The organism is Pseudoalteromonas sp. c7(2019) (assembly GCF_011378625.1).
Lineage (GTDB): Bacteria > Pseudomonadota > Gammaproteobacteria > Enterobacterales > Alteromonadaceae > Pseudoalteromonas > Pseudoalteromonas arctica.
On the sequence record NZ_WTKS01000001.1, the window covers coordinates 286873 to 300464 of the forward strand.

Genomic DNA, 13592 nt, shown 5'->3' on the forward strand with positions numbered 1-13592 from the left:
TTTTCTAAATTAAATTCCGTTTTTTGCAACGGTATAGGGTTTGTGAAGTGTAGTGTGAATATTTATGCTAATTAAGTGGGATAGTATTTTGATAGGGGTTTTAAGTGAATTGTATAAGAGTTGTTCTTTAATGGTGTTTATGGCGCTGTTTTTATAAATAATGGAGCCTGCTTTTTATTCATTTTGTTGGTTTTGCAAACAACCAACAATGTAAATTATATGTTTGTTTTTTTGTTTTTATTTTGTTTTTTGGTTTTATCCTTGTTTTTTTGTTAATTTATTGTTTTTTATGGTGATTTTCCTGTTAATTGCTGTCGCATTTTGTTGGCAAGTTTGTTTTTATTGTGTTATTAATTTGTTTCTCCTTACACGTTAAGGGGGTTAAATACTTTAAATTAGTAGGCGTTATATAAAGTATTTAACGTAAGACATAAAAAATAATAATCTAATTATCTAGGGATAAATCAAAAATGAACCATAATTTTTCTAAGACATTTAAACGCTCATTCACTGCTGCAGCCGTTGCAATGACGTTAAGTGCGGCAATGCCAGCAATGGCAGATAACGTTAATGGCGCTATCAAAGGTAGCTTAACAGCTCAGTCAGGTGTTTCATTAGCGGGTGCATCAATAACAATAACAGATGAAAGCAAAGGTTATTCTAAAACACTAACTGCTGATGCAAATGGTGAGTTTGATCTTAAGCAAGTGCCTGTAGGTAAGTATGATATTACAGTATCCCAATCTGGTTTTGACCAAGCTCAAGTTAAAGATGTTGTTATAGGGGTAGGTAAAACAGCTCTTATTGAAATTCCACTAACCACAGGTAATATCGAAAGAATTGCTGTTGTAGGTGGCTCTATTCGTGCAATAGATGTTTCTGCATCAGAGTCTTCATTAAATATTAGCTCTGAAGAATTAGCGCTACTACCAATATCTCGCTCAGTAACTTCAGTAGCATTGCTTGCGCCAGGCGCAACTGAAGGGGACAGTCGTTTTGGCGACCAAGCTTCATTTGGTGGTGCTTCTGTAGCTGAAAATGCTTATTACGTGAATGGTCTAAATATGACTAATTTCCGAAATGGTCTTGGCGGTGCAACAATCCCATTTACTGCGTACGATAGCTTCCAAGTTAAAACGGGTGGTTATTCTGCAGAGTTCGGGCGTACTACCGGTGGATTAATCTCATCAGTTACTAAATCTGGTTCTAATGATTTTCACTTTGGTGTTGAAACGATTTATTCATCTGACTCGTTAAGTGAGCAAGCTCCTAACTCACTTTACAAACAAAATGATCGTTGTGAAGATGCAGACGGGCACTGTATTGGTGATTTATATGTTAATAACCAAGACGACTACGACAATTCATTTGAAACAAGTATTTATGCTTCAGGTGCGATAGTTGAAGACACATTATTCTTCTATGGTATTTACACTGCAAGAGATAATGACTACGAATACGGTAATGCATCTCAAACAGATTTAACAGTTGAAAAAGATGATGACCCATATTACCTAGCTCGTTTTGATTGGAATATTAACGAAGATCATCAACTAATGCTTTGGGGCTTTAGTGATAAGCGAACTTATTCAGAAAAAACAATTTCAGATCCTGAAGGAAATGGTAATTATACTGAAGATGGCGGTACAGCTTTTCACAAGCGAGGCGGAGAAAGTTTTGCAGTTCGTTATACTGGTAATCTAACAGATGACCTAAGTATGTCAGCAATGTATGGTCAGGTTAAGTTTTCAGAAACTGATTACTCAGACTTTGATGATTGTCCTACAGGTTATGATGCCGATTTAGGTGAGGATACTACGTGTTATGTAAACTTTACCGTTGGTGAAAATGAAGATAAACGTGAGCAATTGCGCGTTGACTTTGATTATTACCTAAACGATGAGCATACGTTAAAATTTGGCTATGATTCTGAAACTAATACAGCTGATTCAACAACACAAAACTCTGGTGGCGTTTACTACTATTATCGTACATATGAAGAAGGCGCTAGACTGGCTAACGGTTATGTCTTACCTGAAGAAATGAAGACAACACGTGTACGCGATTATAAAAATGGCGGTTCGTTTGAAGTAGAAAACTGGGCTATTTATATTGAAGATCAATGGTCAGTTACTGAAGATTTAACATTAACACTAGGTCTTCGTAATGATAGTTTTACTAACTACAATGCAGATGGCGAAGAGTTTGTTTCTATTGATAACCAAATTGCCCCTCGTATAGGTGGTTCTTGGGATATTAATGGAGATGGCGATAGTAAGTTATTCTTCACTGCTGGTCGTTATTACCTACCAGTAGCAGCTAATACAAATATTCGTTTAGCGGGTGCAGAAACATTTATCCAAACTTGGTACGCTTTTGAAGGGTTAAATGCTGACGGAACTCCTGTAGGTTTAGGTACTCAGCTAGGTGATCCAGCTATTTCTAATGGTGGTGACGGTACTGCGAAACCATCAAATACCTTATCTGATAAAGATCTTGAACCAATGTATAACGATGAGTATATGATTGGTTATCAAGCAGCAATTAATGATGATTGGTCATGGGGTATCAAGGCAACTTACCGTGTTTTAGGTAATCAAATTGATGATGGTTCTTATATCTTTAATGATGAAAATGGTGAATATTTAGGTGAGAACTGGTTCTTATTTAATCCTGGTAATGGCGCTACTTTCAATTTCGATCTTGATGGTGACGGCACCACTGAAGAATATAGCTTTACTGCACAAGAGTTAGGTTACCCGGAAGCTAAGCGTAAATACGCATCAGTTGATTTAACATTAGAAAAAACATGGGATCAGGTTTGGTCTTTAAAAGCGCTATACACATGGTCTCACAACTATGGTAATACAGAAGGTTTTGTTAAATCTGATAATGGTCAAGATGATGCTGGTCTTACGCAAGATTGGGATTACCCTTATTTAATGGATGGTGCTAATGGTAATCTACCTGCAGATCGTCGTCATAACATTAAAATTTATGGTGCTTTTGCTGTTACAGAAGACTTCTTAATTGGTGCTAATGTTAATATCGCATCTGGACGTCCTTGGACTGCTTTAGGCCAAGGTTATACTCCAGATCCTGATCAATACCAATATGGTGATACTTACTACGTAGGTGACAAACGTTTCCCTCGTGGCAGCATGGGTACTACACCATGGACAGCACGTTTAGATCTTAACTTTACTTATAACCTTCGCTTTAACGATCAGAAAGTTCGTTTAGCTATGGATGTATTTAACGTATTTGATGCTGCTACTGAAACTCGTTACGACGAAGCTGCAGAAATAGCTGCTGGCGATGGAAATGCTACATTTGGTTTAGCTCAGTCTTACCAGTCTCCTCGTAGAATTCAATTATCAGCGTCTTACGATTTCTAATAACTTGTTAGTATGAGTTAAAAGTTGTTTAATAAAAAAGCCTCGTTAGAGGCTTTTTTTATATCTAAATTTTGAATTTTTGTGAGGTATGAATACATCAGAAAGAAAAGTGAAATGAATAGATAAAAATATACTGAATAAAATTTAAGTAGTTGTAACTGCCAATTAAAATGGTTTGTTAATTCTGCTTTATTTTATCAGGCAGGCTCAGCTTGACCTTCTAGGAATGAGAATAGGAGCTAATAGGGTACTTTGTACTTCTTCACCACGTATCAGTTTTAATAAGTTCTCTACGAGCATTTGCCCAGCAACAGTGGTGTTTTGCTCTATCGTCGTCAGCGGTGGATTTACATAACTAGCAATGGCTATGTTATCAAAGCCGACTACCGCAACATCTTTTGGCACGTTAATATTTGCTTCTTTAAGTGCACGTATAGCGCCAATAGCAATTAAGTCGCTTGCAGCAAATAAGGCGTTAAATTTAATATTATTAGCAATGAGTGAGCGAGTGGCGTGATACCCAGATTCTTCAGTTGATATAGCATTAGCCATTTTACGTTCGTTTATTTTTACGTTGTTAGCCAGTAGCTCATCTTTAAAGCCCTGAAAACGACTAAAGAATTCAGGGCTATGATCAGATGCATCACCAATAAAAGCGCAATCAGTTCTGCTGTGTGCAATAAAGTGCTCAGCGGCGAGCTTACCGCCACCGTAGTTATCACAACAAACAGTTAAATCTGGGCGATTATCAACCGTTGCACCCCAACAAACAAACTTAGTGTTTTGTTCAAGTAAGGTGTTAAATTTTGGTTGGTAATCAATGTAATCGCCATAACCGAGTAAAATAATACCATCGGCTCTGTGGCTATCTTCATAGTCTGCTTGCCAATCAGCACTGGCTGATTGAAATGATACTAATAAATCGTAACCTTCTTTAGCGCAAGCACGGGTAATGCTGCCAAGCATGGCTAAAAAGAAAGGATTAATTTGTGACTCATCAGAAGTAGGGTCTTCGAAAAGAAGTAATGCAAGTGTGCTGCTTTGTTGTGTACGCAAGTTGCTGGCATTTTTATCAACTTTATAATTAAGCTTTTTAGCTATATCGAAAACACGCTTACGTGTTTCTTCATTAACAAGATGGCTGTTACGTAAAGCGCGAGATACAGTTGATTGAGATACCCCTGCATAGTGGGCAATATCAAATGAGGTGGCTTTACCTTTCATTGTTACAACTTAATTAATTTGATAAATAATTGTGTCATTTTCGTTTATTAATGAATAATTTCAAGCTTTTTGTGAATTAACGTATATTTTTATTGATAAACGGCTGACACCGGTGTCATAATATAAATGTTTTATCATTTTGTTGTCAAAACGTATTCGCTGTTTATATATTTTATAGGCAGCATTTTTTACTGTGATAGCTACTTTGAGGTGATAGCTCAAAGTATAAATAACAATGGTATACCATTGTAAAATAATAAGCACGAGTCGCTTAACAAAAGAGATAATACTATGAGCCTAAACTCTTCTGCCCAATTTGATCCCATCTTAGTTGCTGATGTTGGCGGCACCAATGCCCGCTTTGCTTTAATAACTGCTTTTAATGAGCACACTAACCAATTTGTAATAGAGCACATTAATATTTTTCCTAGTGCTAATTTTGGTTCACTTGAAAGTGCGCTTGAGCAATATTTACAAACAGTCTCGCATATTACACCCAAACGCGCATGTTTAGCCGTTGCAGGTCCAATAAAAGCTGGGCAGGTACATTTAACCAATTTAGGTTGGCATTTTAGTGTTAGTGAATTTAAAGCACACTTTAATTTACTTCAATTAGAAGTCATTAACGATTTTGCTGCCTTTGCATATGCGGCTCCTTACTTAGATCCTAAACAAAATGTCATTGTTAAATCAGGTCAAGCTGATGACAATGCTAACATTGGCGTTATAGGTCCAGGTACTGGTTTTGGTGCCGCGTGCTTAGTTAGAACGTCGCAATCTACCGCTGTTTTAAGTTCAGAAGGGGGGCATATATCGCTTGCACCTGTTAATGAACTCGATACTTTACTATTAAATGAATTACGTAAAGATCATCCCCATGTTTCTATCGAAACTGTATTTTCAGGCCCTGGCATAACGCATTTATACAAAGCGATGTCTGCGGTTAAGGGGGTAACAGCTAAAAATTTAGATGCTGCGCAAATAAGTAGTCTAGCAAATAGCGGTGAATGTGCTGTCTGCGATGCAACGCTTAATCAATTTTGTGATTGGATCGGCAGTGTAGCCGGCGATTTAGCCGTTGTTTACGGCGCTTTAGGCGGACTATTTATTGGCGGTGGAATACTGCCTCGTATGCAAGCAAGACTTCTAGAAAGTCGTTTTGTTGAACGATTTTCGCAAAAGGGTATTATGTCGCAATACGCAGGGCAAATTCCTGTAATACTTGTAACACAAGATAATATTCCACTAATTGGTGCCGCAGCGTGTTTGCACAACAGCAAATAAGGAGCTTTCCTTGTTCGCATTTGGAAAAATAGAGTGATGAAAAAAGTAACAATAAACAGTGTGGCAAGTCATGCTGGTGTTTCTAAAAAAACCGTATCACGCGTTTTAAATAACGAGCCTAATGTTAGTGCTGCAACCCGAGAAAAGGTGCTTGCGGTATTTAAAGAACTCGATTACACCCCAAATCCAATTGCACGAGGCCTTGCACAAAATCGTAGCTTTATTATTGGGTGTCTTTACGATAACCCAAGTAAAAGCTACATTACTCGCGTGCAAACGGGTGCTTTAGAAGCATGTAAAGAAAATAACTATAATTTATTGATACATCCTTGTGAGTTTCGTGGTGAAGCCCTTATAAATAATATTGAGCAATTACTACAGACTTCTCGATTAGATGGCATTGTGCTAACACCTCCTTTTGGTGATTTTGCTGAGCTTGTTGCTTTTTTAAAATCTAAAAAAATTCCTTACGCAAGAGTTGCGTCAGCTTTACTTCAAGATGATTCTATTTCGGTTCGTAGTAATGATGAACAAGGCGCATTTGAAATTACTGAGCATTTAATTAGCCTTGGGCATAAATCTATAGCGTTTATTAAAGGGCACCCGGATCACAGTGCTACGCAACAACGCTTTAAAGGTTACAGGCGCTCACTTGCAAGCCATGGGATAGAGTTTGATGAACGATTAGTAGAGGAGGGTAACTTTAGTTATCATTCTGGTGTAGATAGTGCACGTAGCATATTAGATTTGTCCCCTAGGCCAACAGCTGTATTTGCATCAAACGATTACATGGCGGCAGCGGTATTAAAATTAGCTACTCAGCGCCAATTAAAAGTGCCTGATGACATTTCAATAGCTGGTTTTGATAATGCACCCATTGCGCGTCATATTTGGCCTGGTTTAACGACTATTGCACAGCCCGTTGAAGAGATGACTAAACAAGCCGTAACTCAACTTATTTCACACATAGCTCAACCGCAAGAACAGCCGTATCAGGTAACGCTTGAGTCGCGCTTAATTACACGTGAGTCTACCTCTGCGATAAAATAGTGAGTTAAAAACACTTTCACAGTAGCCCGAATATGAGTGACGCTTATTCGGGCTTTTTTTTGCTCTGAACTTGCTAAAATATACTTTGTGCCTAAAAATCAATTAGGTCATTATTCGGTCATGTTAAAATATTAAACTATTTTTGTTACCCGGGGTTGACACCGGTGTCATTGCTATGCGTTAATACAGTGACACCGGTGTCAGGGCTGTTGTGAGAGGCTCCCTGGTAGCGTACCTTTGAACGGGTAAATCAAAGATGCTCAGTACAGTTATTTACGTGGAGTCTGTAGTTGCTACTGAGCCTTTATCCTCTAACTAATAGAGATGAGTTAAATTATGTTACATCCTCGTATTCAAGAAGTTACCCAGCGCGTTATCGAACGCAGTAAAAATACCCGTCAAGATTATTTAGAACGTATTTCGCACGCAAAAAAACAAACAAGAGTTCGTGCCGGTTTAGGTTGCGGAAATATAGCCCATGTTATGGCTGCATGTAGCAGTGATGACAAAGCGCGCTTAAAGGCTGATGAGCAGCCAAATCTTGCTATTATCAACTCATATAACGATATGTTATCGGCTCATGTGCCATACAAAGACTACCCAGATTTAATTAAAGACATTGCTACCAAATACGATGCTACAGCACAAGTTGCTGGTGGCGTTCCTGCAATGTGTGATGGTGTTACGCAAGGGCGTGACGGCATGGAACTTTCGCTTTTTTCTCGTGATGTAATTGCTATGTCTACGGCAATTTCTCTTTCACACGATGTGTTTGATGGCGTTTTTTGTTTAGGCGTTTGCGACAAAATCGTTCCGGGTTTATTAATTGGTGCATTGTCGTTTGGTCATTTACCTGTGTTCTTTTTACCAGCAGGTCCAATGCAATCAGGTATTCCTAATAAAGAAAAAGCACGTATTCGTCAAAAATTTGCACAAGGTCTAGTAAGTCGCGAAGACTTATTAGAGGCTGAAAGCGCGTCTTACCACAGCGCAGGTACTTGTACGTTCTACGGTACTGCAAACTCAAACCAAATGTTAATGGAAATAATGGGCTTACACCTTCCAGGTAGTTCGTTTATTAATCCTTACACTGAGCTTCGCGATGGTCTTACAGGTAATGCTGTAGAAACTATGCTTAAGCAGCTTACAGATGATAAAGAAAGCCCGTGTTTGGCCGATGTGATCAGCGAAAAAACGATTATAAACGGTTTAGTAGGTCTTCTTTCTACAGGTGGTTCTACTAACCATGCAATTCATATTGTTGCGATAGCAAAAGCGGCGGGCATTCAGGTTACGTGGAAAGATATGTCTGATTTATCGGAAGTTGTACCACTACTTACACGTATTTACCCTAACGGCTCTGCAGATGTAAACCACTTCCAAGCAGCTGGTGGTATGGGTTTCTTAATGCGAGAGCTAGCAAGCGCTGGTTACTTACACACAGACGTTAAAACAATGCTAGGCGATGGTTTAGCACCTTACATGACAGAGCCTCGTTTGGATAAAGACGATAGTCTGATCATGAGCAACTCAACCGGCCCAACTAAAGTTAAATGGGTAGATTGCCCAGCAAACTCACATGATGAAGAAGTACTTCGTCCAGTGAGTAACCCTTTTAGTAAGCAAGGTGGTTTGCAACTTCTAACGGGTAACTTAGGTAAAGCTGTTATTAAAGTGTCAGCTGTTGCTATTGAACATCAGGTTGTTACTGCTCCTGCGAAAGTGTTTAGCTCACAAAGTGCTCTGCAAGATGCATACACGCGTGGCGAATTAAACCAAGACTTTATTGCCGTGCTAAAAGAGCAAGGCCCTAAAGCGAAAGGTATGCCAGAGCTACATAAATTAACGCCAGTAATGGCAACGCTTCAAGATGAAGGCTTTAAAGTAGCCATTGTTACTGACGGTCGTATGTCGGGTGCATCAGGTAAAGTACCAGCTGCTATTCACTTAGCACCAGAGGCAGTAGAAGGCGGCATTATTGCTAAAATCCGAGAAGGTGATTTAGTGACACTTGATGCGCCAAACGGAATATTAAAAGTACACGTTAGCGACGAAGAACTTGCTAAACGTGAAGCAGAACTTAGCCTGCCAAGTGCAACATTTGGTACAGGTCGCGAATTATTTACTGGATTTAGAAATATCGTAAGCAGTGCCGATTTAGGCGCGAGTGCTTTTGGACTTGAATAAATATTAGCCATACTGGGTAATGAGGAACAAGTAATGAGTATTGAAAAAATCTTAGCATCGGCACCCGTGGTGCCAGTGGTTGTAATCGAAAAATTAGAAGATGCAGCACCACTTGCAAGAGCGTTATATAACGGTGGCTTAAAAGCCTTAGAAATAACACTACGTACACCTATTGCTGCAGAAGCTGTAAAGCTGATGAAAGCAGAAGTACCTGAAGCCTATGTAGGTACTGGTACGGTAGTAGATAAAGCAAGTTTTGATCTTTCGGTTGCCGCTGGTGCAGATTTTATGGTGAGTCCAGGTGTGAGCGATGAGCTTATTGCTTTGGCTAAAACATCAGATATACCATTTTTACCAGGCGCTGCAACTGCAAGTGAAGTTATGCAACTTGCGTCGCATGGTTTTACGTATTTAAAATTCTTCCCTGCAGAAGCTGCAGGCGGAACAGCAATGCTTAAATCAATCGGTGGCCCATTACCACATATTACTTTTTGCCCAACTGGCGGCATTAGCCTAGCAACTGCACCGAACTATTTAGCGCTTAACAACGTTATTTGTGTTGGTGGTACGTGGATGCTAGATAAACAACTAATTGAAAATAAAGACTGGCAAGCAATTGAAGCGCTTGCTCGCCAAGCAAGTGAACTTAAATAGGAGTCTAAAATGATTAATGTAGCAATTAACGGTTACGGCCGTATCGGTAGAAATGTTTTACGTGCACTTTATGAGTCAGCTCAAAACAGCGAAATTAAAATTGTAGCAATTAACGATTTAGCACCTGCTAACGTTAATGCCCATTTAACGCAGTATGACTCAGTTCATGGTCAATTTTCTAAAAAAGTAACACTTGAAAATAACACCATGTTAATTGACGATGACGTAATTACGTTAACGCAAGAACGCGACCCTGCAAATTTACCGTGGAAAGCACTAAACGTAGATATCGTTTTAGAATGTACTGGTTTTTTCACTAAACGTGATGACGCTGCTAAGCATATTACAGCGGGTGCTAAAAAAGTAATCGTTTCTGCTCCAGGTAAAGATATGGATGCAACAGTGGTTCATGGTGTAAACAGCGATGTAATTAACGCTGATAGCCAAATCATCTCAAATGCATCGTGTACTACTAACTGTTTAGCACCACTTGCAAAAGCAATTAACGACACCGTAGGTATTGAAAAGGGGAGTATGACAACGATTCATTCTTATACGAATGATCAAAACCTATCTGACGTATACCACCCAGATCTATACCGTGCTCGTAGTGCAACTCAATCTATGATCCCAACTAAAACAGGTGCTGCGGCAGCTGTTGGTTTAGTATTACCAGAACTTGCTGGTAAATTAGACGGTATGTCGGTACGTGTACCAACAATCAACGTATCTTTAGTTGATTTTACGTTTATTACTAAGCGCGATACGACTGCAGAAGAAATCAATGCAATCATGAAAGAAGCGTCAACGGGTTCAATGAAAGATATTTTACAATATAATGAGCTTCCGCTTGTTTCTATCGACTTTAACCATAACCCAGCGTCATCTATCTTTGATGCAACGCAAACTAAAGCCGATGGCAATCTAGTTAAAGTAATGGCTTGGTACGACAACGAATGGGGTTTCTCAAACCGCATGTTAGACCAAGTTAAAGCATTAGGTGCGTTTTTATAATACAGCCCTAATGATGTAAAGTTTTAGCTTTATCCAACCAAGCCACGCATTGCGTGGCTTTTTTGCGTTTGGTTTATCTGTATATTTGCAACTCAGACTATGGAGGGAACTATTTGTATTTTTTATACCCTAAATTTTGTTAATATGTGGGTGTGTAAATCAATGGAATTTCGTTGTATTTAATCAACTCAACGAAGCAAGGAATAATAAAAATGATCAGAGCTTTATCACGAAAGGTATTTCGCACAAATCATCTTCAGATAGGTGAGGGCAACATAAGTGGCTACATAGCCTGCTTTTTAGCAATACTGAGTTGCTTAGGCGTATTAGCGTTTCACTTTCCTGAATACTTAACCACACCAGAACTACGCAAAAGCTACAGTGTCGACTTTTTACGTCAGCTTATGTTTGCATCATTATTGGTCTCGGGCAGTTTAGGGCTACTTAACTTTGTACGTAATACCAATAAACGCTTAGGAGCTACAGCGTGGTTTTTTATTTTACTCGCTATTATGTTTGGCGGACCAAACGTTGAGGTAAATGAGTTTGCTAGCGACACACCTTACATAGGGCTAGATTGGTTTATTTTAGATTTACTCGGCTCAACACTCATATTTATTGTTATTGAAAAGCTGCTACCCCATCGAAAAGAGCAAAAAATATTACGTAGCGAATGGCGAGGCGATTTAAACCACTTTTTCGTAAACCATTTAATTATTGGTTTTGTATTACTCGTTACTAACCACTTTGTGCATTATGGTTTTGGCTGGGCTGTATCATCTACAGTACAAGGTTATATAGAGCAAACACCATTTGTAGTGCAGTTGTTTTTAATAATACTCGTGGCTGATTTAATGCAGTATTGGGTGCATCGTGCTTATCACGAAGTCCCTTTATTATGGCGCTTTCATGGCGTACATCACAGTGCTAAAGAAATGGATTGGTTAGCGGGCTCTCGCCAACATATTCTTGAAATACTCGTAACTCGCAGCTTAGTGCTCACACCCATATTTGTACTTGGATTTTCACAGCAAATAATTAGTTTATACGTAATAATTGTGGGTTTACAGGCTGTGTTTAACCATGCAAATGTACGTGTGAAATTTGGTTGGCTAAAATATTTTATGGTTACACCGCAGTTTCACCATTGGCATCATGCGTCAGATAAAGCCGCAATTGACCGCAATTACGCTGCGCATTTTTCGTTTTTAGACTACGCGTTTGGTACTGCTGTTAAAGGCCAAAAAGAGTGGCCAGAAGCGTATGGTGTAGTCGGGGATTACATGCCGGTAGGTATGCTTAAACAACAGGTTTACCCGTTTAAGCGCACTAAATGAGCTCGATTAATTCAATAAACATAAACTAAAAAAAGAGCAACGTGCTACACGTTGCTCTTTTTTATGACTCTACTTAATTATATATTTAGCTCTTCTAATAACTCAGTAAGTGTAGGTCTTTGATTTAATGAAGGTTGCATAGCATATTTTGCCATATCGGACATTTTAACAAATAGCTCACTTTGCCTATCATCACCGGTTACCGTGCCTAATAAGTCTTCAATTAAACAGCCCAAAGCTCTTACTTCTATCAACTCTAGTTGCTTTTGCTGATACTCACTTAGCATCGTTAAATTAGTTGCAGCACCAAAATCACCAAACAGAACGTCATGGTTTTGGTTAATCATAGTGTTATGCGCATAAATGTCGCCATGACTTACTTTACGAACATGCAAGTGATGTAAGGTACTTACCATTTGCTGTGCAATTTTTAAAATAGCGTGAGTTGAGTAATGGCAATCATTGTTAAAGGTATCACGCGTACAGGTTTCAAGGCTTGGAGGCAGACCTAAATTAGCGAAGCTTTTATCTATTAGCTCCATTACTAAACCCAACTGAGCACTTTGCTCAATGTAGGCAAGTACTTTAATTAAATTAGCGTGATCGCCTGCTTGTAAGCAGCAATTTACTTCATCAAGCGGGTAGCCGTCGCTGGTAATTGCACCTTTAAATAATTTAATCGCTACAGCGCTATCAGCAGCTTGTGCTAAATGAATAACGCCCGATGCACCTTGGCCAATAACATGACTAAGAGTGTAATCGTTAAGAGGTTTATTTTCTAAGCTGCACTTTGTAAGGCACTGGGCTTTATTAAAATCGTTACCGGCAAACGCAAGCCAAGCAAGTTTAGGCAGTTCAAACAGCCAGTCGTCTACGTGTGTTAAGTTATTAGCAGAGAGCCTAACAAGCTCGAGGTTTTTACACTGCGCCATGCTACTTGGCAGTTGCTTAAGTTGATTGCCCGCAAGCGCGAGCTTTTTAAGTTGGGTGTAATTACCAAAGTCTTCAGGCAATTCGCTTAACGTATTATCGGTGAGTATGAGCCACTCAATATTTTTTGGCAGGCTGTTTAAAGCAAACTCAGAAATTTGGTTACCCTTAAACGCGACCATAATTAAAGCAGGGCATTTAGCCAGCACAGTAGGAATATGCTTAAACTGATTAAACGATAAAAATACTCGCTTCAGGCGTGTTAAACAGGCAAATTCATCAGGTAGTGTTGATAAGTTATTATTTGATAAATCGAGTACTTCAAGCGTGTCAGCTAAGCTAAAAATCTCTTCCGGGAATATTGTTAACTCTTCTACTAATTGCAGGTGAGTAGCACCAGCAAGTTTGCCACTTTTAAGCTCTTTAAGGGAGTTCATATTAATACCATGTTCTAAAAATGAAAAAGCCAACATAGCTGTTGGCTTAAAGTCGTTCTAACTTAGTAAATCAGGTT

Annotated in this window: 9 protein-coding genes; 7 read left to right on the plus strand and 2 right to left on the minus strand. The window is 39.0% G+C overall.

Annotated elements, in window-relative coordinates:
• Nucleotides 1–470: 470 nt before the first annotated feature.
• Nucleotides 471–3398, plus strand: coding sequence for a TonB-dependent receptor (locus GQR38_RS01255; RefSeq protein WP_165721518.1), 2928 nt, complete (start codon nt 471–473; stop codon nt 3396–3398).
• A gap of 207 nt (nt 3399–3605) precedes the next feature.
• On the opposite strand, the gene GQR38_RS01260 is transcribed toward GQR38_RS01255, so the two are convergent.
• Entirely contained in the window at nt 3606–4622 is a 1017-nt protein-coding gene (locus GQR38_RS01260; protein WP_007582612.1) for a LacI family DNA-binding transcriptional regulator, read from the minus strand.
• A 291-nt stretch (nt 4623–4913) separates the two neighbouring features.
• Here GQR38_RS01260 and glk point away from each other — a divergent pair, with 291 nt between their 5' ends.
• From glk to GQR38_RS01290, 6 genes are all read left to right on the plus strand, one after another.
• Nucleotides 4914–5906: a glucokinase gene (gene glk / locus GQR38_RS01265; RefSeq protein ID WP_165721519.1), complete on the plus strand. Its 993-nt coding sequence runs from the start codon at nt 4914–4916 to the stop codon at nt 5904–5906.
• A 36-nt stretch (nt 5907–5942) separates the two neighbouring features.
• A complete protein-coding gene (locus GQR38_RS01270) occupies nt 5943–6956 on the plus strand; it encodes a LacI family DNA-binding transcriptional regulator (RefSeq protein ID WP_010555045.1) in 1014 nt (337 codons plus the stop codon).
• Between the two features lie 336 nt (nt 6957–7292).
• Nucleotides 7293–9143, plus strand: a complete 1851-nt coding sequence (gene edd, locus GQR38_RS01275; protein WP_007582619.1) for a phosphogluconate dehydratase — start codon at nt 7293–7295, stop codon at nt 9141–9143.
• Between the two features lie 33 nt (nt 9144–9176).
• Nucleotides 9177–9797 carry a bifunctional 4-hydroxy-2-oxoglutarate aldolase/2-dehydro-3-deoxy-phosphogluconate aldolase gene (gene eda / locus GQR38_RS01280; protein WP_024590106.1) on the plus strand — a complete coding sequence of 207 codons (621 nt, stop codon included), beginning with the start codon at nt 9177–9179 and terminating at the stop codon, nt 9795–9797.
• 9 nt (nt 9798–9806) lie between these two features.
• A complete protein-coding gene (gene gap, locus GQR38_RS01285; protein ID WP_007582622.1) occupies nt 9807–10811 on the plus strand; it encodes a type I glyceraldehyde-3-phosphate dehydrogenase in 1005 nt (334 codons plus the stop codon).
• A gap of 212 nt (nt 10812–11023) precedes the next feature.
• Nucleotides 11024–12148, plus strand: coding sequence for a sterol desaturase family protein (locus GQR38_RS01290; protein WP_165721520.1), 1125 nt, complete (start codon nt 11024–11026; stop codon nt 12146–12148).
• Between the two features lie 77 nt (nt 12149–12225).
• Here the strand turns inward: GQR38_RS01290 and GQR38_RS01295 are convergent, their stop codons facing one another.
• Nucleotides 12226–13551 (minus strand): leucine-rich repeat-containing protein kinase family protein, encoded by a 1326-nt coding sequence (locus GQR38_RS01295; protein WP_240917390.1) that lies wholly within the window; start codon nt 13549–13551, stop codon nt 12226–12228.
• Between the last annotated feature and the right edge of the window lie 41 nt (nt 13552–13592).